We start from the raw sequence: 23409 nt of genomic DNA on the forward strand, positions 1-23409 counted from the left end.
AAAGAGCCCGGGACGGTGCGGGGCCCAGCGAGGCGATCGAACCGAAGAACGCTTCCTTGCCTTCCTGACCCGATGACAGGTGCAGTCGTGATCCCCCAGGCGTCAGTACATCGCCCGAGCCACTAACCTGCGATACGTCACTGGTACCCCGCCATGTGGTTTCTTCATGGGCTTGCGGGTGCAGCATGATCAGGGCAAGAGAGACAAGTGCCGCACGCACCATGGCTTCAACATCCTTGTTGGGAGTGACCTGCATTCTATCGCCGCCCCGCCCCCGTCCCGCCCCGTCCGAGGCATGGATTCCCCAACTGCTTGCGTGGCCCGCCGGCATGCTAATCTGAACGGTTGCATCCACCCCTCGTGCCACGCCATGACCTCCACGTCCCATTCCCGCGCAGCCACCCAGGCCGGAACCGCCTTCCGCACGCTGGGACCGCTGCTGGCGGTCATGCTGTTCTTCCTCGGCAGCGGGTTCCTGGCCGGCAAGAACATCCACACCATCCGCGAGGGCAGCGCGCTGGTACTTCGCTCGCAGGAGACGATGACCGCGCTGGCCGACGTGCTTTCGGCCGTGCAGGACGCCGAGACCGGCCAGCGCGGGTATCTGCTGACCGGCGACGACAATTACCTTGAACCGTATCGGGCCGCCCTCGGTGTTGCCAGCACGCGGTTGGACACGGTGAAAGAGGCTCTGGCCGACGACCCGGCGCAGCGTGACCGGCTGAAGCTGCTGGCGCGCAGGGTCCAGGACAAGCTGGACGAGCTGCATGAAACCATCGAAGTGCGCCGCACCCAGGGACTCGAGCCCACCTTGGCCGTGGTCGCCTCCAATCGCGGCAAGGCGGCCATGGATGACATCCGGGCCCGGCTGGCGACCATGGGCGCGATCGAGCTGGACAAGCGCGCCGGGCGCCTTGAGGAGATGGAATCGGCCTACAGCGCGGCGCTGAGCTCCGGCGCCGCCAGTGCGGCGCTGGGTATCGTGCTGACGATCTTCATCGCGATCCTGCTGCGCCGCCACACCCGGGCACGCGAACGCGATGCCTGGCTGCAGCGGGGCCGGCTGGAGCTGGCCACCGCCACCGGCGGCGATCTCGACAGCGGCGCGCTGGCCCGTGCCAGCCTGGGCTTCCTGACCCGCTTTACCGGCGCGCAGGCCGGCATGCTGTTCGAGCCCGCAGCCAGCGGATTCCGGCAGGTCGGGGCAGTGGGTGCAGCCGCCGAAGCGGACGGCACCCACACGCTGCGTGCCAGCGGCAGCCTGCTTGGACGGGCGGTGGATGAGAAGCGCGTGCTGGTCGTCTCGAATGTCCCGCCGGGCTACTTCACGGTGGCCTCCGGTCTCGGTCAGGCCCTGCCCCGCCACCTGGTGATCGCCCCCAGCATCCACGAAGGCGAGGTCAGCGGGATCATCGAGCTGGGCTTCTTCGGCGCGGTGCCGGCCGAGGTCGTCGAACTGCTCGAGCTCGCCTCGGCGGACATGGCGGTGGCGCTGCGCTCGGCCGCCTACCGGGCGAGGTTGTCCGAACTGCTGGCCAAGACCCAGCGGCAGACCGAAGCCCTGCAGGTGCAGAGCGAGGAGCTGAAGGTTTCCAACGAAGAGCTGGAGGAACAGAGCCGGGCGCTGCGCGGTTCCCAGCACGAACTGGAGGAGCAGCAGGCCGAACTGGAACAGACCAACAGCCAGCTGTTCGACCAGTCACAGCAACTCGAAGAAGAGCGCGACAAGCTGGCACGCGCCAACGCCGCCATCCTGGCCGAAGCGCACAAAGTGCAGCGCGCCAGCCAGTACAAGTCCGAGTTCCTGGCCAACATGTCACACGAGCTGCGCACGCCGCTCAATTCCGCCCTCATCCTGTCCAAACTGCTGGGCGATAACCGCGACGGCAACCTGAGTGCCGAACAGGTGAAGTTCGCGCGGACGATCCACTCCTCCGGCACCGACCTGCTGAACCTCATCAACGAGATCCTGGATCTGTCCAAGATCGAGGCCGGGCATATCGAGGTGCATGCCGAGCGCTTTGGCGTGGAGAAACTGCTGTCGGGCATCGCCGCCCTGCTCGGCCCTGTGGCCAGCGAGAAGGGTCTGTCGTTGGACGTGCTGATGATGGCCGACTGCCCGCCGGTGATCGAATCCGATCGCCAGCGCATCGAACAGATCCTCAAGAACCTGCTGTCGAACGCGTTGAAGTTCACTGAACAGGGCGGCGTGACGGTCTCCGCTTCGGCCGGTGGCGAAGGCGAGGTCGTGTTCACCGTGACCGACACCGGCATCGGCATCGCGCCCGAACAGCAGGTACGTATCTTCGAAGCATTCCAGCAGGCCGACGGATCGATCAGTCGCCGCTACGGCGGAACCGGGCTGGGGCTCTCCATTTCCCAGGAGCTGGCCCGCCTGCTCGGCGGCGACATTACCGTGGACAGCGAACCCGGCAAGGGCAGCCGTTTCCGGCTGGTGGTCGCGACCCGGCTCGCGAACCCCGGGCGCCCTGCGGTTTCCGTGGCGATGGCCCCGCTGGAACCGGCTGCGACCGGCTTCGCGGCACCCACCGCCATCGCCGTGCAGGACGTGCGCCCGGCAGCCAGTACGGGCGGCAACGGACGCGGCCTGATCCTGATCGTCGAGGACGACGCCGCGTTCGGGCAGATCATCGGCGACCTGGCGTCCGAGATGGGCTTCCGCTACCGGATCGCACAGAGCGCGGGCGAGGCCTTGGCCGCTGCGCGTGCAGAGCTGCCCCACGCCATCGTGCTGGATGTCGGCCTGCCCGACCAGTCAGGCCTGTCGGTGCTGGATGTACTCAAGCGCGACATGCACACGCGGCACATCCCCATCCATGTGGTTTCGGCGATGGATCATTCGCGAAAAGCACTGGCGCTGGGCGCGGTCGGCTTCCTCGGCAAGCCTGCAACCCGCGAGGCCCTTGCAGAGGTGCTGCTCTCGTTGGAGCGCCGGCTTTCGCTGCGTCCGCGCCTGGTGCTGGTGGTTGAAGATGACGCCGTGCAACTGGACGCCGTGCGCGAGCTGCTGGCCCTGGCCGACGTGGAAACGATCGGCGCGCGTTCTGCGGCGGAGTGCCTCCAGGCGCTGGCCGAACACAGCTTCGACTGCATGGTGCTGGACCTGACGCTGTCCGATGCCTCGGGATTCGAGCTGCTGGAGATGCTGAGCGCGCAGAGCGTGGATGCCCTGCCCCCGATCATCGTCTATACCGGGCGGGTGTTGTCAGCCGCCGAAGAGGTGCGGCTGCGCCGCTATTCCAGTTCCATCATCATCAAGGGTGCGCGCTCGCCGGAGCGCCTGCTCGATGAAGTGACCCTGTTCCTGCACAAGGTGGTGAGCGAGCTGCCGGAATCCAAGCAGGGCATGATCCGCACCGCGCAGCACCGGGATACCGCGCTGGAAGGGCGTCGCGTGCTGGTCGTGGAGGATGATGTCCGCAACATCTACGCGCTGATGAACGTGCTTGAGCCACACGGCTGCAAGGTGACGATCGCGCGCAATGGCCAGGATGCCATCGATGCGTTGACCGCCGCGGTCAGCGGGCCCGCGCCGATTGAACTGGTGCTGATGGACATCATGATGCCGGTCAAGGATGGCCTGACCGCCACCCGTGAAATCCGGCAGGACCGGCGCTTCGACACCTTGCCGATCATCGCGCTGACCGCCAAGGCGATGCCCGATGACCAGCAGCAGTGCATCCAGGCCGGTGCGAACGATTACGTCGCCAAACCGCTGGACGTGGACAAGCTGGTGTCGCTGATCCGGGTCTGGCTGACCGCCTGAATCGGTAGCGCCGAGCCACGCTCGGCGAGCGCGAAGCGCGGCGTGGATCAGACATCGCGCCGCCACAACGGAAGGCCGCCGAGCACGGCTCGGCGCTACCAGGGCAGGCCGACGCGAGTGCACTCCGGTAGCGCCGAGCCACGCTCGGCGAGCGCGAAGCGCGGCGTGTATCAGACATCGCACCGCCGGAACGGAAGGCCGCCGAGCACGGCTCGGCGCTACCAGGGCAGGCCGACGCGAGTGCACGCCGGTAGCGCCGAGCCACGCTCGGCGAGCGCGAAGCGCGGCCGGTATCAGACATCACAGCGCCGGAACGGAAGGCCGGCCAACGCCTGTGCACGCCGGTAGCGCCGAGCCACGCTCGGCGAGCGCGAAGCGCGGCCTGTATCAGACATCGCACCGCCAGAACGGAACCCCGGCCGACGCCGGCGCAGGCCGGTAGCGCCGAGCCACGCTCGGCGAGCGCGAAGCGCGGCCACGGCCGCACCTGTATAGGGCTACCTCGCCTCACCCTCACTTCATCGCGTGCGCTGGCTAACATCGGCCAGCGTAGCGTCGCGCCCATCAGTTCGCCGAATGATGCCCACTACCGGGCCGGCAGGTGTTGCCGCAGACGCGGCTCGCCCACCTACGCAGCACGATCCGTGGCTGCCAATCAGGAGTACCGCTCCATGTTCATGCATAACAAGCGCCTCATGTACACCGTGCACGTCGAGCAACCCGACCCCATCCTGGCCTCGTTGCTGCTTGAGCAGTTCGGTGGCCCGCAGGGCGAACTTGCTGCCGCGATGCGCTACTTCACCCAGGCGCTGGGCGAAGAGGATGCCGGTCGCAAGGACCTGCTGCTGGACGTGGCGACCGAAGAGCTGAGCCACCTGGAGATCATCGGCTCGATCATCGCGATGCTCAACAAGGGCACCAAAGGGGAGCTGTCCGAAGGCATGATCGAAGCGATCGAGATGCGCGGCATGACCCAGAACAGCACCAGCCACACGCAGTCGATCCTGTACGGGGGTGGGCCTGCCCTGGTCAATTCCAGCGGGGTGCCGTGGACGGCCGCCTACGTCGACTCCATCGGCGATCCCACCGCCGACCTGCGTTCCAACATCGCCGCCGAATCACGCGCCAAGCTGGTCTACGAGCGGCTGATCAACGTCACCGACGATCCGGGCATCAAGGACGCGCTGCGCTTCCTGATGACGCGCGAGATCGCGCACCAGCAATCCTTCGAGAAGGCGCTGTATGCCATTTCGCCGAACTTCCCGCCGGGCAAGCTGCCGGGTGATCCTGAATACACCGACCTCTACATGGACATGTCGCAGGGCGATGGCGATGTCGAAGGCCCCTGGAACAGCGGTGAAGCCTGGACGGTCATCTCCTCGCGCGAGGAGCAGTACGCGCTCGATGGCGGCGACGGTGAGGCGACGGTCGATGGCCTGACTGCGTCGCAGGAGGAGGCGCTGGACGCGATGGCCACGCGGACCGCGTCCGACCCGCTTGCCGACCCGCTGACGGGCGCCGAGCTCGGCACGGCGCCCACCGTGGAAGACGGTCCGCCACGCCCGTTGCTGGGCTGAGCGATGAAGTGGATCGGTGGCTTCGAAGGCGCCGACCACGTCAACGGCAGCGGCAGGGCCTTGTCGATGGCAGTCGATAGTGGCCACCTGGCCAGGCTGGACACGGATTACCGGCGCCTCAGGCGGATGGGCTTCAGTGCGGTGCGTGAAAGCCTGGGCTGGCGCACGTGCGAACAAGGCGATGGTTTCAATTTCCAAAGCCTGCATGCGCGCATGCAGGCAGCGGAGCGCGCTGGGCTGGAGATACGCTGGACGCTGATGCACTACGGGGTTCCCGCTGACCTGGACCTCCTGGACGGCAACAAGACGGCATTCGTGGAGCGCTTCGCGGCCTTCTGCCAGGCCACAGCGACCGCGCTCGCGGACTACGCCAGTCCCTCGCCTCGGCTGATCAACCCGATCAACGAAATCTCGTTCCTGTCGTGGGCGGCGACCCATACCGGGCTCATCCATCCGCATGCAGGCGACCGTCCCGCAGAGGCAGGCCGGCTCAAGTCGCTGCTGATCCGCGCCGCACTGGCTGGCTGCAGCGCCTTCAGGCGGGTGGATCCAACTGCGCGGATGCTGTGGGTCGAGCCGTTGATCCATGTCGTGGCGCCGCTGGCGAGCCCCGCCTTGCGGCAGCAGGCCGAACGCCTGCACGCGGGACAGTTCGAAGTGCTGGATGCGCTGATGGGCCGCGTGCAGCCATCGCTGGGTGGCGCGCCCGGCTACGTTGACCTGATCGGGGTTAACTACTACCACGGCAATCAATGGGAAGCCGGTAGCCAGCGCCCCTTGGACTGGCACCGCGCTGATCCACAGCGCGTCCCGTTTTCCCGCCTGCTGGTCAAGCTGCAGCAACGGTATGGGGTGCCCCTCACGCTGAGTGAGACCAGCCACGTGGGTTGTGGTCGGGGCGCCTGGCTGAGTGACATCGCCCAGCAGGTGCGTTACGCCGCCGATGCAGGCGCACGCCTCGAAGGCATCTGTCTCTATCCAGTGGTGGATCGCCCGGATTGGGAATCTCCGCTGCACTGGCATCAAAGCGGGCTTTGGGATGTCCAACCGAACCTTGCGTTGAAGCCGCTTTCGCTCGTCCGCGATTACGCACTCGCCTACCTCCAGGCCCGTACGTCCCTCGCGCACCACATCCCCCTCCAACCTGGAAGAAATGGCATGCAGCAGCTCCTGGTCTTCTCGCACCTTCGCTGGGATTTCGTGTACCAGCGCCCGCAGCACGTGCTGTCGCGCCTTGGCCAGCGCTGGCCCATCGTGTTCTTCGAAGAGCCGGTGCATGACCCCGACCGCGAGGCCTGGCTTGAAGTGCTGCAGCCGTGCATCGGCGTAACGGTGCTGCGGCCGCATAGCCCGCTGGCTGATCCGGGTTTCGCCGATGCGCAGTTCCCGGTACTGGATGCGCTGCTGCACGCGTGGCTGGCCGAGCACGGCGAGCCGGAGATGGCCGTCTGGCTGTATACGCCCATGGCGCTTCCTCTGCTCCAGTCACTGCAGCCGGTCGCCATCATCTATGACTGCATGGATCAACTCGGGGCGTTCAAGGATGCCCCCGAGCGCCTGATGGACAGGGAACGTACCTTGCTGGACATCGCCGGCGTTGTATTCACCGGCGGGCCTTCCCTGTACGACGCCAAGCACCCGCACAACCCCAACGTGGTCTGCTTCCCGAGCAGCGTGGATGTGGCGCACTTTGCCCAGGCCCGTCGCGAGCGTGACCCCGCCGCCAGGGCCGCCGCACCCCGCTTGGGCTTCTTCGGCGTGCTGGATGAGCGGCTGGACCTGCCGCTGCTGGACGCCCTGGCCACGGCGCACCCGGGCTGGGAGATCGACCTGGTGGGGCCGGTGGTGAAGATCGACCCGCAGAGCCTGCCGCGCGCGGCGAACCTGCACTACCTGGGGCAGCGCGGCTATGACGAGCTGCCAGCGCTCATCGCCGGCTGGGATGTCTGCCTGCTGCCCTTCGCGTTGAACGCATCCACCGCCTACATCAGCCCCACCAAGACGCTGGAGTACATGGCGGCGCGCAAGCCTGTGGTCAGTACCGCGGTGCGCGATGTGATCCGGCTTTACGCGGACGGCGTGCAGGTCGCGGTGAGCAGCGAGGACTTCATCGCCGCCTGCGACGCGGCGCTGGGTGAACGGGAAACCACGCGCCGCAACCGGATTGCCGACCAGGATCGGCTGACCTCCGCGACGTCGTGGGACCAGACCGCCGACGCCATGGCCGAGTGCATCTTCGATACGGTAAAAGCGGGGCTGAGCCCCCGCGCCGCGCTGTATCTTGCCGGCGGCCAGGTGGTTCGCATCGAAGAGGCGCCGGTGGCGTGCCTGATCCTGGGCGCTGGCCCCACCGGGCTGTCTGCCGCTTACCACTACGGCGCGGGCAGTGTGCTGGTCGAAAAAGAACAGACCGTGGGTGGCTGGTGCCGCTCGCTGGACGATCAGGGTTTCCGCTTCGACCATGCCGGCCACATCATGTTCTCCAACGATGCCACGGTGCTGCGGCTTTACCAGACCCTGCTCGGCGATAACCTGCATTGGCAGAACCGGGAGGCGTGGGTCTACAGCAAGGGCGTGCACACCCGTTATCCGTTCCAGGGGGCGTTGTACGGCCTGCCTCCCGCAGTGCTGAAGGAATGCCTGGTCGGCGCGATCGAAGCCCGGTTCGGCCCGATCACGGCGACCGGAACACCCGCTGGCCTGCCAGCCGCCAACGCCGCGGCGCGCGCCGAGCCTGTACCGAAACGTGCAGCGCCCGCTGATTGCTGTGCCGATGGCACGGTCATGGCAGACATAACCGAAGGCGATCCGAAAGATGCGGCCAGCGGGGTCAACGTCGCGTCGATGGCGCGCTCCGGGCCGCCGGCGAACTTCGAAGAGTTCATCTACCAGGTCTGGGGCGCCGGCGTGGCCAAGCACTTTGCCGTGCCTTACAACACCAAGTTGTGGACGGTCCCGCTGCATGAGATGGAAACGTCCTGGCTGGGCGGACGGGTGCCCTTGCCGGACCTGCAGGAGATGATCGAGGGTGCGCTGGAGCCGGTGGCCGCCCCGGTCGGCCCCAACGCCCGCTTCGGGTATCCCCTGAAGGGTGGCTTCCAGGCGCTGATGGATGGTTTTCTTCCGTTGCTGGAAGGAAAACTTTCCTTGGGCAGGCGGGTCAGCGCGGTGTCCGTGCGCCGCCGTGAGGTAAGCTTTGCCGACGGCCAGCGCATGCGCTGGCAGCACCTGGTGAGCACGCTCCCCTTGCCCGAGTTCATCGCGCTGATGGGTGACGAAGCGCCGGAGCGGGTGCGGCTGGCAGCGGGCGGCCTGCGCCACGTATCGGTGCGCTGCGTGAACCTCGGCGTTGGCCGGGCAGACCTGACCGACAAGCACTGGATCTACTATCCGGAGGACACCATCTTCCATCGCATCTTCGTCCAGGGGAATGCGAGTCCGCACAATAATCCGCCCGGTGGCTTCGGGCTGACCTGCGAGATCACCTACTCGCCGACCAAGCCGCTTCCGTTGGACGGTGATGCCCTGATAGCGCGCTGCATCCGCGAATGTGTCGAGGTCGGCATGCTGCGCGCGGAGGATCCGATCCTGACGACATCCATCGTGGACATGCCCTACGCGTATGTCCTCTACGACCATGCGCGCGCCGCGAACGTGGACACCATCCGCAGTTGGCTGCTCACCCATGACATCGAGCTGGCCGGGCGCTACAGCGAATGGGAATACTACAATTCGGACCACGCCTTCCTGGCCGGCCGACGCGCTGCGGGCAACGTGCAGGCTTCACTGACCAAGCGCAGGGCCGGCGCCACATGAGGGCCCGCGCGCCAACGAAACAGGTCGACGCGAGCGCAACCCGGTAGCGCCGAGCCACGCTCGGCGAGCGCGAAGCGCGGCCCCTGTCAGCCCACCGGCGCAACCAGGTCCTGCGCCCGCGCACGCGAAGCCACCAGGTACCGGCAGTACTTGCCGATGAAGATCCCGGTGAATCCACCGGACAACAGCAGATAGGCGGCACGGAAGCCGCTGTCCGCCACCAGTGCCGGCGACATCGCCAGCGCCGCTTCAAAGCCGTACTTCACCACGAACGTCACCAGCAACAGCGGCAGCAGGCTGTAGTCCGCACCGCGCCACAGCTTCCCGGTGGCTGGCTCAACACGCAGTTGCACCCGCCGCAACAGCATCCAGCCGATGCCCGCACCGGCGGCAATTCCCACCATCCACAGTGCCCAGGCTTCCCACGATGCGGGATACCGGACGTTGATCGACCACACACCCCACGCCGTGAACAGGCCCGGCACGATCGCCAGTTTCGACAGCGAGGTTTCACCCGGTTTCATCGCCATGACGCCGCGCATGACCAGGAAAGCCAGAAGCACCCAGACCCAGATCGGGGTATGCGAAACGAAGAGCTGCAGCATCTGCACGGGACGTCCTTGAAGTGATGGGATGCGAGCCAGGAAGTCCCGGCTACGGCATGACAATCATCGCGGGAAACCGGCGCGGAACAAGTGACAGCTGTCACCTGCCGTGGGCAGTTGAACCTTTGCCGGCGGACCTGGGCATCGGTAGCGCCGAGCCACGCTCGGCGAGCGCGAAGCGCGGCCCGTGTCAGGCATCGCAGCGCCGGAGCGGAACGCCGCCGAGCACGGCTCGGCGGTACCAGGGCAGGTCAACGCGGGTGAACGCCGGTAGCGCCGAGCCACGCTCGGCGAGCGCGAAGCGCGGCCTGTGTCAGGCACCGCCGCGCCGGAACGCAACCGTTGGATCAGATCCAGCCTTGGTCCAGCAGTTCGCGCTTGATGTAGGCATAGAACACCGGCGCGGCGACCAGGCCGGCAAGCCCGAATGCGGCTTCCATCAGCAGCATCGCCAGCAGCAGCTCCCAGGCCCGCGCACGGATCTCGCCACCGACGATGCGCGCGTTGAGGAAGTACTCCAGTTTGTGGATGACGATCAGGTACAGCAGTGCGCCCATGGCAACGTAGAACGACACGGAAAGCGCCACGATGGTGATGATCGTGTTGGAGATGACATTGCCCACCACCGGCAGCAGCCCGGCCACGAAGGTGATCAGCACCAGGGTCTTGGCCAACGGCAGCTGGACCCCCATCACGGGCAGCACCACCAACAGGAAGATGCCGGTGAACAGGGTGTTCAGCAGTGAGATCTTGACCTGGGCGAACACCACCTGACGGAACGAGGTGGCCAGCCGGCTGATACGGCCGACCAGCTCCTGCGCAAGCGGGCCCATGCGCGGCAACGGCATTTCGTCGTAAAGCGCGACCATCGCGCCCAGCACCATGCCGATCAATACCCGCACGCCGACCTGCACCACCGAAGTACCCGCCACGCCCAGCTGGCGCTGGTGTTCTGCAGCCCATTCGTTCAGCGCAGTGCGCAGCGCTTCCAGGTCCTCCGGGATATAGGCACGCAGCACTGCCGGAACCTGGTGGCGCGAGCTGTTGAGGATGTCCATCAGGTGCGCCAGCAGCGCGTCCGGTCCCCCGGTCTGGTTGCGGAAGACGGCCGCCAGGCCGACACCGGCCAGGCTCAATGCGCCGATGATGAGCACCGCGAGCACGATCACCGAAAACGCCCTGGCACGACCGGGAGGCAGCCTGCCCTCCACCAGTCCGGCGAGCAGATGGGTCAGGTGAAAGACCAGCAGCCCCGACAGAAGTGTCACCACCAGCCCCAGCCGCAGCGCCAGCCACATGCCGAGCAGCATCAGCAGCCACGCGGCCACGCGGAATGCAGGGGGGCGCGATGCGGGCGCAGTAAGTTCGTGCATGGAAACAGGCATGGAGTGTCGATCCTGGGGCGAAACCTGGAGCCATCATACGGGGCGGCGGATTACGCAATGAGGTGTCGTGATAGCCCATTGAGCATTCCCCCTGCACTTCTAGACTTGATTCAACAAGACGGCGTCCGGCGCCCGTCACGGATGGATCAACCCGATTCAACGGAGGATACATGGGCAGTGCAGCACAGCGTTCCGAACAGGTCCCAGGCGTACCACCGCACCGGCCCGGCGGGGTCGGCATCCTGGCCGGCAATTCCCGTGTTTCACTCGACAGTGACGGCGTGATCGAGGTCCAGGCCCAGCTTCGGGCATTCGACGCCGCCCTTGCCCTCGCGCGTGGCTATCGCGAGGCTGGACTGCCGATGCCGCGGGTGTCGGTGGCCTTCGATCATCGCGGCATCTTCCGTACGCAGTTCCTGGATGACGGACTCAGCAATTCGCAGAAGCGGCGTCCCCGTCTGAGCCACCTGCATCCCGCCATCCGCACGGTGTTCGAGACTGCTGCCACGCGTCATCAGATAGCGCTCGGCGACATCCACGCCATCCACGAGGATTCCGCCCGCCAGCATCTGTCCCATACCCTGGCCCTCGGAGGCGTGCCCGAACGCCTGGTGCGCAGCATGCTGGCCGGCATCACGGAGCCGCCGGCTGGCGAAGATCCGCAGGTGCCTACGCAGCGGCTGACCTGCGCCGCCATCACCACGGAGTACTTCGCGCGTGCGGCCGGCGATGCGGCATCCGGCACGACATTGCTGGAGGTGTTCTTCGAAGACAGTGCATGGTCGGGACGACTTGCCTATGGGCGCGGCCTCCAGCTCAGCCACCTGCTGGGCAGCACCTCTACGATCCGGCTGAACCTGGTCAGCGACAGTGGCGTGGTAAGCCAGGGCGCGTGGATCGCGCCGAAGCCCGCAGGCGCCGCTGCAGAGGCGTCTGCAGCAGCGGCATCGGGGCGCACCGATGGATGACGGGCAGCACTCGATCTACCTGGACAACAATGCCACAACGGCACTTGATCCGGACGTCCTGCAGGCCATGATGCCGTACATGACAGGCTGCTATGGCAACGCCGCCAGCCGAAGCCATGCCTTCGGCTGGGCTGCGAGCGATGCCGTTGACACGGCGCGGGCGGCAATCGCCAAGGCGATCAATGCGGCCTGGCCGGCGGATATCATTTTCACGTCCGGTGCGACCGAGTCGGTCAATCTGGCGCTGGCCGGACTGCGTTCGCTCCAGGGCGCGTCCGGTGGCCATGTCATCACCTCGATGATCGAACACAAGGCGGTGCTGGACAGCTGTGCCCGCCTCGCCGACAACGGCGTGTCGGTGACCTGCCTGCCCCCCGCCGCTGACGGCATCGTTTCGCCCCGGCACATTCGAAGCGCGATCCGGGCAGACACGCGGCTGGTATCGATCATGGCCGCCAACAACGAAACCGGCACGCTGCAGCAGCTGGAAGATATCGGCGCCCTCTGCCGGGAACGCGACATTCCCTTCCATACCGATGCCACCCAGGCGTTCGGCAAGGTCGCCATCGACGTCAGGCGCATGAACATCAGCCTGGCCTCGTTTTCCGCGCACAAGATCCACGGACCCAAGGGCATTGGCGCGCTGTACGTCGATTCGGCGAAGCCGAGCCTGTCCCTCTCACCGCTGATCGTAGGCGGCGGGCATGAGCGCGGCCTGCGTTCGGGCACGCTCAACGTGCCCGGCATCGTAGGCTTCGGCCGCGCGGCGGAACTGGCACAGCAGACCCTGGAAACTGAATCGTGGCGGGTGCGCGGGCTCAAGGATACCCTTCGCCGCTATCTTGCTACCCACGTGCCCGGCGTGGAGATCAACGGCCACCTGACCGCGTGTCTGCCCGGTACGCTCAATGTTTCCTTCGCCGGCGTGGATGCCTCCTCGCTGTTGCTCGAACTGCCGGATATCGCGTTGTCTTCCGGCTCGGCCTGCACGTCGGCGCAGCAGTCGCCGTCACACGTTCTGCTTGCCTTGGGCGCCAGCGAGGCGCGCATCCAGTCCAGCGTGCGCATCGGAATAGGTCGGTTCAATACCGAAGAGGAAGTGAGGCACGTCGGCGCACGTCTTGCCGAGGCGGTGGCAACGCTCAGGTCGATGGTGCCAGCGGCCCCGCCGCCGGGGAGCTGACCCATGCGCCCCCATTCCCCGCCGCTCATCCTGTTCGGCACGCTCTTCAGTGCTGCCGGTTACGGCGCAACCTTCCTGGTCACGTCGTGGTTTCTTGCCCAAGGCGGCAGTGAACTGGATGCAGGCACCACGCTCAGCATGGCGCTGCTGGGGACATTGCTGGGCGTGCCGCTGGTGGGCTGGTGCGCGGGTTGGGTCGATGCCGCGCGCCTGGCGGCACTGGGCGCGCTGGCCATGGCAGTCGGCTATCTGCTGCTGGGAAGCCTGGGCGGAATCGAACCGGCTTCCCTACCCCGCCTGGCCGCCATGCTGATCGGCCTGGGCTGGGGCATGTTCTATCTCGGCGCACCGTTGGCGATGTCCGAACGGCTGGATGACAGCGAGCGGGGCCCAGGTTTTACCCGCTTCAGCGCGTTCCAGATGACCGGCATCTGCGGCAGCCCGATCGTGCTCGCCGCACTGTTGGAACATGGCGGCCTGCCGTTTGCATCCGCGTTTCTGTGGGTCGGTATCGCAGGCCTCCTGGCCGCGGTCCTGCTGGCGTCCTTCGGCATCCGTGAACCGCGATCACCGCAGCGGAAAATGCTGCGTCCGTGGGTGCGCAACATCCGCGTGCTGGCCGGTTCCGTGGCGATCCGCCCGATCCTGATGGCCGGATTGGGCGGGGCCGTGTTCTCCGGCATGATGGCCTTCCAGGGCTCGCTCACCGATGGCAGCGCGGCCAGTGCCAGCACCTTCTTCGCGCTGCATGCAGGGACCGCGGTGCTGCTGCGGCTGCTGCTGGTGCGCCACCTTTCACGTTGGCCGCGCAGGCCGGTCATCATCTGCCTGCTCGGTTGCCTTGTCGCCGGACTGGTGTGCCTGCACGGCAGCGCCGTGCATCCGGCCTTCCATGCTGCGGCCGCCATCCTGACCGGCGCCGGCTACGGTCTTCTGTACCCGGTGATCCAGACCTGGGCGGTCAATGCATCGGCACTGGAAAACCGCCACGCGGCGCTGACCTGGTTCGTGGTCGCCTACTTCATCGGGATATTCGGTTTTCCTGCGCTGGGTGGATGGCTGCTGGTGGCCGCTGGCACGTCCACTTTCATCTGGGCACTGGCCGCGTTGGCAATGCTGGAACTTGCGGTGGCGACGGTGGGCCGACGCGCTTGCCCGGACTGACCGCGGCAACTCACGCTCGGCGCGGAAAAGGCTGCCAATGGCGTCCTCGTCGTGAGGCTGCTGGTCCAATGCTAGGATTCCGGGTCGACACAGGACCTGTCAGCCCACCGTGATGCGCATCCTCGGACTCCTTCTCGCCTGCGCCTCGCCGTGCTGCAGCGCCGATGCCCTGCCGGCTGACGTCACCGCGCACCTTGCTGGCCCGGACAAAGCAAGTGCAGCTGATGCGAGCGCTGCGCCGGGGCCATTCACCCATCCCGTTGATGCGTCGCCAGATGCGCCACTCGTTGCGCTCAGCGGCGACAGCCAGCGCCTGCACTACGGTCTCTATGCCGAGCGCGGGGCGACGCGTCCTCGCAACATCGTGCCGGACTTCTCACGCGCGGGCTATCGCGGAGGTGGCGTCAGTCTGCCGGCCCGTTCCAGCATTCCGGTGCTGGAGATCGTCGCGCCGGAGGCTGGCGGAGACGACTACCCGCGCATCCAGGCGGCCATCGATGCGGTCGCTGCACGACCTGCGGACAGCCGGGGCCTGCGCGGCGCCGTCCTGCTGCGACGCGGCCACTACACGGTGAGCCGGACACTGGCCCTGCGTTCCGGTGGCGTGGTGCTGCGCGGTGAAGGCCGCGGCGCAGACGGTACGGTGATCCATTCAACGGTGACCGAACGCCAGGGCAGGATCATCGAGGTCGGTGACGCCGAATCACGCATGCCCGCTGCGGACCGGGACCCGCGCCGGACCCGGATCCGTGCGGATCATGTGCCGGTGGGGGCGATGCAGGTCGAAGTGGCATCGACGGCGGGCTATCGTGTCGGTGATCCGGTAGCCGTTGTCAGGGAGCCGAATGCGCGCTGGCTGGGCCCCGATGGTATCGATACCGCGCGCTATGGCTGGGTCGCCACTGACTACACCGTGTACAACGAACGCGTGGTCACCGCGGTGGACCGGGGCACGCTGAGCCTTGATGCGCCGATCATGGATGCCATCGAGTCGCGCTTCGGTGGCGGCAGCGTCTACCGCACCCGTCCCGAGCGCATAGCCGAGGTCGGCATCGAGGACCTGCGACTGGAAGGCAACCGGGAAACGGGAACGGTCAATGGTACTGCCGACACCGGCCCCTTCACCGGCATCCGCTTCGGTGCAGTGCGCGATTCGTGGATCCGCGATGTCACCGTGCGCTACGTTTCGCATGGATTCGTGACCCGTAACGGCGCACTTTTCAACACCTTCCAGGATATCGCCTACCTCGATCCACGCTATGGACAGACCCAGGGCGCGCGTCGCTACGTGTTCCTGTACGAAGGAAATTCCGCCTTCAACCTGACCCAACGCTGCTACAACCACGGCGGACGGCATACCTTCGTCACCGGTGCGCGGGTACCCGGTCCCAACGTCTACCTGGACTGCCTGGCGGTGGACGACAGCAATGACAGCGGCCCGCATCACCGCTGGTCGACCGGGGTGCTGTACGACAACACCAAGGGCTACATGCTGCGTGCGCAGAACCGTCGGTACAGCGGCTCCGGACACGGCTGGGCCGGGGCCCAGCAGATGTTCTGGAATACCGAGCACGATATCCTGGTGGTGCAGGCGCCGCCGTTCGCGATGAACTGGAGCGTGGGGCAGGTCGGCCACCTCCAACCCGGAAAGTTCCCGCCTGAAGAGCCGGCCGGCCGCATGCAATCGGTGGGCCACGTGGTGAGCCCGCGAAGCCTGTACCTGCAGCAGCTGCAGGATCGGCTGGGGCAACAGGCGGTGATCAACATCACCACCGCCGCGCAACGGCAGGGGCGGATCTGGGACGTTCTGGCAGCACGCGCTGGCGAATGACGGCCGCGCCGATGCAAGGAGACCCGCACATGCGGCTGCCAGCGCGTCAGGCATCAACAACTAGTGGCCGGCAACGGCCGCACGCTGGCCTGCGGCAAACCCATGCACGCGCGCGCGCCATGCGATCAGGAATCCAATCGCCAGCAGCACGGCCATCGCGGCCGGGAAGGTCTGTGCGCCCCATTGGTCCAGCAGCACGCCACCCACGACACCGCCGCCGGCGATGACGCTGTTCCAGGCCACGACATTGAGTGACAGCGCGACATCGGCGCCCTCCCCCGCGCTGTCGGCCAAGGCGGTCTGCAGCAGGGTCGCCGCGCCGCCGAAGGTGAGGCCCCAGACCGCTACGCAGGCATACACCACCGGCTGCAGGCCCTGCGCAAGTGCCAGCACCACGGAGATCGCGAAGAAGGTTGCCAGTGATGCCAACACGGTGCTGCGCAGGTGGCGCTCCACCAGCTTGCCGGTCACGCCGATACCCGCAAGCGCGGCGGCACCGAACACCAGCAGCAGCACGTCCACCCGGTTGCCGAGCCCGGCGTGCGCCGCGAACGGTGCCACATAGGTGTACAGGATGTTGTGGGCCAGCATCCAGGCCATCACGGTGGCCAGTACCGGACGCACGCCCGGGGTGCTGAGCACCTTGCGCAGCGACACCCGCTGGGCTGCCGACTGGCCGGGGTAATCGGGCACCTTGGCCAGCACCCAGATGATCAGCAGGACGGTCAACGCGGACATGGCGCCGAATGCGGTGCGCCAGCCCAGCAGGCCGCCCATCCAGGTGCCCAGTGGTACACCCAGCGAGAGCGCTATCGGCGTTCCCACCATGGCGATCGCCATCGCCCGACCCTGCTGTTCGGGTTGCACCATGCGCCTGGCGTAGCCTGCCAGCAGGCTCCACGCCAGGCCTGCCGCTGCGCCGGCAAAGAAGCGTGCCGCCAAGGTCAGGCTGTAGTCGGTGGACAGGGCGGTGATGGAATTGAACACCAGGAAACCGACGATGGTCAGCAACAGCACGTTGCGCCGCCGCCACTTCTGTGTGGCGATGGTCAGCGGAATCGCTGCCAGCACCGATCCCAGCGCGTAGGCGGTGACGGTCTGCCCTGCCATCGCCGGGGTGATGTCGAGGCCGGCGGACATCAGCGGCAACAGGCCGGCCGGCAAGGTCTCGGTCACGATGCAGATGAAGCCGGTCATCGCCAGCGCCAGCAAAGCCGCGATGGGCAGCGGCGCGTGGGCCGCGACGAGGGGTGAAGAGGTTGCAGAAGTCACACGCGTTCCTTGTTCGAGGGCAGGCCAGTCATCGATACGTACCGTTCGGTACAGATGAAGACCATGAAAAAGGCGGCCATGACGGCGCGCCACATATGTATCGGTCGGTATATATAAGTCGCAGTCGTTCGCGTTGTCAACACGTTCTGTATCGAATAGTATTTATCTCACGCTACCGGAGCAGGCCATGGCACAGATCGGCAGACCACGCAGCTTCGACCGTGACACGGCGGTCGACCAGGCGCTTCACCTGTTCTGGGAACAGGGCTACGAATCCACGTCACTGGCCCAGCTCAAGGCGGCGATCGGCGGTGGTATCACCGCGCCCAGCTTCTACGCCGCGTTCGGGTCGAAGGAAGCGCTGTTCAAGGAGTGCATGGAGCGCTACCTGGCCACCTTCGCGCAGGTGACCCACTGCTTGTGGGACACCTCTCTGGCGCCCCGCCAGGCGCTGGAACTCGCCCTGCGCGGATCGGCCCGGATGCAGTGCGAGCGCGGCCACCCCAAGGGCTGCATGGTGGCGCTCGGGGTGATGAGTGCACCCTCGCCGGAACTCACCGCGCTGACCGCGCCGCTTACCTGCTCGCGTGCGCACACGCGCGCCGGCATCCGGGCCTGCGTGGATCGCGCCATCGCCAAGGGCGATCTCCGGCCACGGACCGACCCGGCCGCACTGGCGTTCGTGTTCGACAGCTTCCTGCTGGGCCTGACCACGCTGGCCCGCGATGGCAAGACCTTCAAGGCCATGGATGCGGCCATCCAACAGGTGATGGTGGTCTGGGACGCCCACGCGGGCTGAGCGCCGCACCGTCCTCAGAACGCGAGGTTGGTCTTCACTCCCAGCACCATCGCATCGTGGTTTTGGGACAGCCCGCCCGGATGCACCACGTACTGCACGACCGGCTGCACGCTGACGCCCGGCCACGCCTGCCAGACATAGAACGCTTCGGCGGTGTACTCGGTCTTCGCCCTGCCCTGTGCCCCATTGGCCTGCCGTGCGTAGCGCGGGTTGACTTCGGTAGCGGCCACGCCGAGCCCGATCTGGTCCGACGCGCGCGCGCCGACGCCGGTATAGGTTGCGATGGCATGCACCGTGGCATCGATGTTGCCGGTACGGCGATCGGTACGGACCAGGTCCAGCTGGCCACGCAGGCCCGACTGCGCGCTGCTGCCGTCGCCCGCGCTGAACTGCTGGCGCAGGCTGATCCAGCCGCCATAGGCGCCGCTGCGCAGGGCCGCATCCAGACCGCTGCTGGCCCATGCGCCGCCTGTCGGGTCCTGCCAGGCGTCAGCCCGGGGCGCGCTGCTGTACCAACCGCCCACTGCGTAGTGCCCCTGCAATCCACGCACCCTGCCCTGCCAGCCCAATTCCACGGGGGTGAGCGTGCCGACGGTGCCGGAGGGGGCCAGCCGCAGGCCGCCTCCGCTTTCATCGGCGTAGCGAGGATTGACCTGGTACGCGCCGAGGCGCAGGTATGTCTGTTCGGTGGGTGCGACGTCCAGCACCGCGCCCCACTGGCTGAGCGGCCCATTGAACCAGTAATCACCGACGATCATCGCCGGCTGGCTGCCGCAGAACGTCAGGCTCATCGCGGTGCAGTCCAGCGTGTTGAAATCATCGCCGACGGCCATGCGACCGAGTTTGAGCCCCACCCGGCCCTCGTTCCACTGCTTGCCCAGCCACAGGCTGCCCAGCCGCCAGATGCGGCCGCGGCCGTAGGCTTCCTGGCTCTGCAGCAGCTGACCCAATGCGGCGCGTTGGTTGAGGTTGGCGCCATCGCGACGCGTCACCGACACCTGCGCCTGCAGCCCGGACCAGCCGGCCAGGCGTTCAAGGTCCAGCGTTGCACCCAGCGCCAGCTGGCCGACGTGGGTGCCGGTGCGCCGGCTTCCGCCGGAAAGGTTCGTCGCATCCTCGGAGGTATAGCTGGCGGTGAGTTCAACGCCGCGTGCTGCAAGCGCAGCGCGGCGCCCGTCGGCATCGGGCAACAGGTGCGGTGCGGCCGAAACGCTGGATGACAGCAACAGGCCAGCCAGCGGCAGCCAGTGCCGGCAGGGGGTAGGACGATTCATGGGGGAGGTCTCCGGCATGGCATCACGCCATGCAGTCGTTGCGTGGGGTTGGCGTTACCGCATGTCAGGCAAGCAGTTCGCCGGGGTCGACATCTTCGGGGGTGATGATGCGGAACCGGGTGGGCCCTGCAGGCGGCGGCGAATCGAGCTCGCCGCGCTGGTGCAGGATGTACTGCAGGGCCTGGATGGCCTGCGCTTCGGGGTCCTGGTCGATCACCGCGGCGATCTTCCCGCGTGCCATCAATTCGGCATGTTCGCGCGTTGCTTCGTGGGTGATCCATACCGGCATCGGCGTCGGGGCGCGCTTGCGCAGCGCCTTGGCGATGCCTGCCGCAGCCGATCCGGTGTCATAGATCGCCACCACGTCATCGCGCTGGCGCAGCAGTTCATCCAGCGACGCATGCGCCATATCCGGCTGGTCGTGGTGGGCCACCGGCTCGCGCACGTCCAGGTGCGGGAACCGTTCGTGGATGACCTTGCGGAAGCCGGCTACGCGTTCGCGGTGATCACCGAAATCCGTGGATGCCACGTACAGCAGCACGCTGCCGGGCCGGTGCGTGAAGCGCCCGACCAGGTAACCTGCGGCGCGGCCGGCCTTGAAGTTGTCGATGCCGGCATACGGATGCGGGGCGATCTGGGTGACATCGCTTGTCACGGTCACCACCGGAATGCCCTGCGCCTGCACATGGCGCAGGGCCAGGCGGATGGGGGGCACGTCGCGCACGAAGGCCAGCAGGCCCGCGCGCGGATGCGGCGGGTGCTCCAGGAAGCGGATCAACGCCGCCTCGTCCTTCTCGTCCCAGAACATCCGGTGCAGGCTGACGCGGGTGCCGAGCATCTGCACCTGTGACATCAAGGCGGCTTCCAGCCGCTGGTAATGCGGGGTGTTGACGTTGCTCATCACCACGTCGATGTGCAGCACGCCGTGGTGCACGCTGGGCAGGACCCGGCGCAGTTCCAGCTGGCGTGCAGCGGCGATCACCCGCAGCCGCATCGAATCGGACACGCTGCCCCGCTCATTGAGCACGCGGTCGACGGTGCTCTCGCTGACACCGGCCAGCTCGGCCACCTGCGCAAGGCGGGGCGTACGGGCGGAGCGGCTGGGGGCAGCGGGAGTCATCGATGGCGCACTCAATGAAGGGGGCGGACTTACTTGCCGGCCTTGGGCAGGGCGTAGGCAATCACATAATCGCCGCGGTTGTCGTTGGTGCCGGTGCGCGTTGCACCGCCAGCCACCACCACCACGTACTGGCGACCATCCTTGCCCACGTAGGACATCGGAGCGCCCTGCCCGCCCACCGGCAGGCGACCCTGCCACAGGACCTTGCCGGTGTCGTTGTCCAGGGCGCGCACATAGTAGTCCAGGCTGCCGTGGAAGAACGTCAGGCCGCCCTTGGTCACCAGCGGGCCACCCATCGTCGGCATGCCCAGCGGGATGTCCACGCCCGGGGCGATGCCATGCACCGGCGCGTCCTTGATGGTGCCCATCGGCACCTGCCAGCGGGTCTTGCCGGTGGACAGGTCGATGGCGGTCATCGTGCCGAACGGCGGCTTGAAGCACGGCACGCCCAGCGGCGAGACGAACATCGAGCGCTCCACGCCCCACGGCGTGCCGGTCTGGGTGGAGTACTCGCCTTCGGTGGACGGCTTGTAGCCGATGCGCTTGGCTTCTTCCTGCTTGATGAAGCGGCCCCACTGCGCCATGCGGATGTCGTTGACGATCAGCGTGCCGGTGCTGGCGTCGACCGCGCCGCCGCCCCAGTTGAAGCCACCGTAGTAACCCGGGTAGATCAACGTGCGCTGCTTGTCCGACAGCGGGGTGAACTCACCTTCCCAGCGCATCTGCTTGAACTGGATGCGGCAGTACAGCTGGTCGAAGATCGACGCGCCCCACATGTCCGATTCCTTGAACGGCTCGACGCCGACGGCGATCGCCGAATGCGGCTGGGTCGGGGCCACCTTCATGCCCGGCATCGCATCGGTGGAGACCTTGCGGTATTCCACCGGCACCACCGGCTGGCCGGTACGGCGGTCCAGCACGAACACCTGGCCGCGCTTGGTCAGCTGCACCAGCACCGGCGTGGTTTCGCCATTCTTGCCGGGCATGTCATACAGGATCGGCTGCGAGGACACGTCATAGTCGAACTGGTCGATGTTGGCGGTACGGAAGTGCCAGCGCTCCTTGCCGGTCTTCAGCTCCACCGCGACCACCGCATCGGTGTACTCATCGGAGTAGTCGTGGCGGTTGCCGGTCCAGAAATCCGGGGTCTGGTTGCCCAGCGGGAAGTAGGCCAGGCCCAGCTTGGGATCATAGGCGGCGGTGCCCCAGAAGTTCGGGGTTTCCAGCGGGTACAGCTGGCCTTCCGGCAGCGGGGTGCTGTCGGTGGCGCCACGCTTGGCATCCCATGCCCACAGGATCTTGCCGGTCACCACGTCATAGCCACGCACCACGCCGCCCGGTTCGCCGACGGTGAGGTTGTCGTTCAAGCGGCCGCCGACCATCACCACGCCATCGGCCACCAGCGGCGCGGAGGTGACGTTGTAGGTGCCGGCATCGCTGTCCTTCGGCGCCGGCGCGATGCCGATGCCCAGGTCCACGTAGCCCTTGTCACCGAAGTCTTCGCACAGCTTGCCGGTTTCCGCATCCAGCGCCAGCAGGCGCGCATCGATGGTGGTTTCGATGATGCGCTTGCGGCAGATCGCCGGTGCAGCGGGGGTGTTGGCGGCGACCGCCTGAGCGGGCGCGGTGGCGGTACTGGCAGCGGTGGCGGTGTCCAGCGCATCCAGGTCGGCATAGCCCACGCCACGGCAGCGCTTCCAGCCCTGGGTGCTTTCGCTGACCACGGCCTTCGGATCGAAGCGCCACTTTTCCTTGCCGGTGGTGGCGTCGACCGCCACGACCTTGCTGAGCGGGGTGCACAGGTACACGGTGTCGTCGATCTTCAACGGCGTGACCTGGTACTCGGCGCCATCGATGGCGAGATCGCCGGTGCGGTAGGTCCACGCGACCTGCAGATCCTTCACGTTGGTGGTATTGATCTGGTCGAACTGGGCGTAACGATCGCCACTGCTGGTGCGTCCGTAAGCCGGCCAGTCGTTGCCGGCGGCCTGCCCTGCAGCGGCATTGGTGACCTTGGCACGCGAGCCATCGGCTTCCACCGTCGGATGCGGCACGAACATGCCGGCGAAGAAGCCGACCAGGCCCAGCGCCAGTACACCGGCCAGCGCACCGGCGGGACGGCAGCGCAGTGCAGGCGCCAGGTCGCGGCGATGCAGGCGTGGCGCGAAGGCGGCGGTCACCATGGCGACCACCAGGAAGGCGATCAGGCGCGGCACCAGCTGCCAGAAGTCCAGGCCGACTTCCCACAGCGCCCACACTGCGGCGAACAGCAGCAGGCCGAGCGCCATCCACAGCGCACTGGCACGCAGGCGGACCAGGGCGACGCCGGTGGCGGCGAGCACGGCGCCGGCCAACAGGTAGAACCACGATCCGCCCAGGGTGATGAGCCACACGCCGCCGGCGGCGAGCAGCACGCCCAGCAGCGCGAACAGAATGCCGGCGCCTTGGGCAAGTTTGGATGACACGCTTTGCATGAGGACCTCTGGATTGCAGACAGCACCCTTCGCCGGGCGCGGCCATCGGCCATGCCACAGGGATTCCGGGTGAGATGGGTGGTGGGCCTGGGCAGAGGAATGCTCATCCGCCGTGGGTCCACGCCCGCTGATGCGGCGCTGCTGCGACCAAATG

At 66.9% G+C, this 23409-nt stretch carries 14 protein-coding genes and 1 pseudogene; 8 read left to right on the forward strand and 7 right to left on the reverse strand.

The window, feature by feature from the left end:
* Window positions 1–256 (reverse strand): annotated as a pseudogene (locus ABB28_RS18225) (hypothetical protein); the annotation flags it as partial.
* A 114-nt stretch (window positions 257–370) separates the two neighbouring features.
* Between ABB28_RS18225 and ABB28_RS05095 the strand changes: the two are divergent.
* From ABB28_RS05095 to ABB28_RS05105, 3 genes are all read left to right on the forward strand, one after another.
* Entirely contained in the window at window positions 371–3787 is a 3417-nt protein-coding gene (locus ABB28_RS05095; RefSeq protein WP_083491934.1) for a response regulator, read from the forward strand.
* 671 nt (window positions 3788–4458) lie between these two features.
* Entirely contained in the window at window positions 4459–5364 is a 906-nt protein-coding gene (locus ABB28_RS05100; RefSeq protein ID WP_057507602.1) for a manganese catalase family protein, read from the forward strand.
* Between the two features lie 3 nt (window positions 5365–5367).
* Window positions 5368–9180: an NAD(P)-binding protein gene (locus ABB28_RS05105; protein ID WP_057507603.1), complete on the forward strand. Its 3813-nt coding sequence runs from the start codon at window positions 5368–5370 to the stop codon at window positions 9178–9180.
* Window positions 9181–9266: 86 nt separating this feature from the next.
* Here ABB28_RS05105 and ABB28_RS05110 read toward each other — a convergent pair whose 3' ends face one another.
* Both ABB28_RS05110 and ABB28_RS05115 read right to left on the reverse strand, forming a co-directional pair.
* A complete protein-coding gene (locus tag ABB28_RS05110) occupies window positions 9267–9785 on the reverse strand; it encodes a DUF6622 family protein (RefSeq protein ID WP_057507680.1) in 519 nt (172 codons plus the stop codon).
* A 347-nt stretch (window positions 9786–10132) separates the two neighbouring features.
* Window positions 10133–11158 (reverse strand): AI-2E family transporter, encoded by a 1026-nt coding sequence (locus ABB28_RS05115; RefSeq protein WP_057507604.1) that lies wholly within the window; start codon window positions 11156–11158, stop codon window positions 10133–10135.
* Window positions 11159–11340: 182 nt separating this feature from the next.
* Between ABB28_RS05115 and ABB28_RS05120 the strand changes: the two genes are divergently transcribed.
* The 4 genes from ABB28_RS05120 (at window position 11341) to ABB28_RS05135 (ending at window position 16316) form a co-directional block, all read left to right on the forward strand.
* Complete coding sequence (locus ABB28_RS05120) at window positions 11341–12138, forward strand: hypothetical protein (RefSeq protein WP_211260365.1); 798 nt, start codon at window positions 11341–11343, stop codon at window positions 12136–12138.
* A complete protein-coding gene (locus ABB28_RS05125) occupies window positions 12131–13321 on the forward strand; it encodes a cysteine desulfurase family protein (RefSeq protein WP_057507605.1) in 1191 nt (396 codons plus the stop codon). Before ABB28_RS05120 ends, ABB28_RS05125 begins: the two co-directional genes overlap by 8 nt.
* A 3-nt stretch (window positions 13322–13324) precedes the next feature.
* On the forward strand, window positions 13325–14485 hold the full coding sequence (locus tag ABB28_RS05130) for an MFS transporter (protein ID WP_057507606.1): 1161 nt from the start codon (window positions 13325–13327) through the stop codon (window positions 14483–14485).
* A 112-nt stretch (window positions 14486–14597) separates the two neighbouring features.
* On the forward strand, window positions 14598–16316 hold the full coding sequence (locus tag ABB28_RS05135) for a right-handed parallel beta-helix repeat-containing protein (RefSeq protein ID WP_057507607.1): 1719 nt from the start codon (window positions 14598–14600) through the stop codon (window positions 16314–16316).
* A 60-nt stretch (window positions 16317–16376) separates the two neighbouring features.
* Here the strand turns inward: ABB28_RS05135 and ABB28_RS05140 are convergent, their stop codons facing one another.
* Window positions 16377–17588 (reverse strand): MFS transporter, encoded by a 1212-nt coding sequence (locus tag ABB28_RS05140; protein WP_057507608.1) that lies wholly within the window; start codon window positions 17586–17588, stop codon window positions 16377–16379.
* Between the two features lie 187 nt (window positions 17589–17775).
* Between ABB28_RS05140 and ABB28_RS05145 the strand changes: the two genes are divergently transcribed.
* Window positions 17776–18387, forward strand: coding sequence for a TetR/AcrR family transcriptional regulator (locus ABB28_RS05145; RefSeq protein ID WP_057507609.1), 612 nt, complete (start codon window positions 17776–17778; stop codon window positions 18385–18387).
* A 14-nt stretch (window positions 18388–18401) separates the two neighbouring features.
* Here the strand turns inward: ABB28_RS05145 and ABB28_RS05150 are convergent, their stop codons facing one another.
* From ABB28_RS05150 to ABB28_RS05160, 3 genes are all read right to left on the reverse strand, one after another.
* Window positions 18402–19661, reverse strand: a complete 1260-nt coding sequence (locus tag ABB28_RS05150) for a carbohydrate porin (RefSeq protein ID WP_057507610.1) — start codon at window positions 19659–19661, stop codon at window positions 18402–18404.
* A 64-nt stretch (window positions 19662–19725) separates the two neighbouring features.
* Window positions 19726–20781: a LacI family DNA-binding transcriptional regulator gene (locus tag ABB28_RS05155; RefSeq protein ID WP_083491936.1), complete on the reverse strand. Its 1056-nt coding sequence runs from the start codon at window positions 20779–20781 to the stop codon at window positions 19726–19728.
* Window positions 20782–20810: 29 nt separating this feature from the next.
* Window positions 20811–23246 (reverse strand): membrane-bound PQQ-dependent dehydrogenase, glucose/quinate/shikimate family, encoded by a 2436-nt coding sequence (locus ABB28_RS05160; protein ID WP_245625285.1) that lies wholly within the window; start codon window positions 23244–23246, stop codon window positions 20811–20813.
* Window positions 23247–23409 lie beyond the last annotated feature (163 nt).

Origin of the sequence: Stenotrophomonas chelatiphaga (genome assembly GCF_001431535.1) — a bacterium.
GTDB classification, from domain to species: domain Bacteria; phylum Pseudomonadota; class Gammaproteobacteria; order Xanthomonadales; family Xanthomonadaceae; genus Stenotrophomonas; species Stenotrophomonas chelatiphaga.

Excerpts from the sequence above, each read along its gene's own strand:
- ABB28_RS05095 (WP_083491934.1), top strand. The coding sequence starts at position 371 with ATGACCTCCACGTCCCATTCCCGCGCAGCCACCCAGGCCGGAACCGCC.
- ABB28_RS05100 (WP_057507602.1), top strand. The coding sequence starts at position 4,459 with ATGTTCATGCATAACAAGCGCCTCATGTACACCGTGCACGTCGAGCAA.
- ABB28_RS05105 (WP_057507603.1), top strand. The coding sequence starts at position 5,368 with ATGAAGTGGATCGGTGGCTTCGAAGGCGCCGACCACGTCAACGGCAGC.
- ABB28_RS05110 (WP_057507680.1), bottom strand. The coding sequence starts at position 9,785 with ATGCTGCAGCTCTTCGTTTCGCATACCCCGATCTGGGTCTGGGTGCTT.
- ABB28_RS05115 (WP_057507604.1), bottom strand. The coding sequence starts at position 11,158 with ATGCACGAACTTACTGCGCCCGCATCGCGCCCCCCTGCATTCCGCGTG.
- ABB28_RS05120 (WP_211260365.1), top strand. The coding sequence starts at position 11,341 with ATGGGCAGTGCAGCACAGCGTTCCGAACAGGTCCCAGGCGTACCACCG.
- ABB28_RS05125 (WP_057507605.1), top strand. The coding sequence starts at position 12,131 with ATGGATGACGGGCAGCACTCGATCTACCTGGACAACAATGCCACAACG.
- ABB28_RS05130 (WP_057507606.1), top strand. The coding sequence starts at position 13,325 with ATGCGCCCCCATTCCCCGCCGCTCATCCTGTTCGGCACGCTCTTCAGT.
- ABB28_RS05135 (WP_057507607.1), top strand. The coding sequence starts at position 14,598 with ATGCGCATCCTCGGACTCCTTCTCGCCTGCGCCTCGCCGTGCTGCAGC.
- ABB28_RS05145 (WP_057507609.1), top strand. The coding sequence starts at position 17,776 with ATGGCACAGATCGGCAGACCACGCAGCTTCGACCGTGACACGGCGGTC.
- ABB28_RS05150 (WP_057507610.1), bottom strand. The coding sequence starts at position 19,661 with ATGAATCGTCCTACCCCCTGCCGGCACTGGCTGCCGCTGGCTGGCCTG.
- ABB28_RS05155 (WP_083491936.1), bottom strand. The coding sequence starts at position 20,781 with ATGACTCCCGCTGCCCCCAGCCGCTCCGCCCGTACGCCCCGCCTTGCG.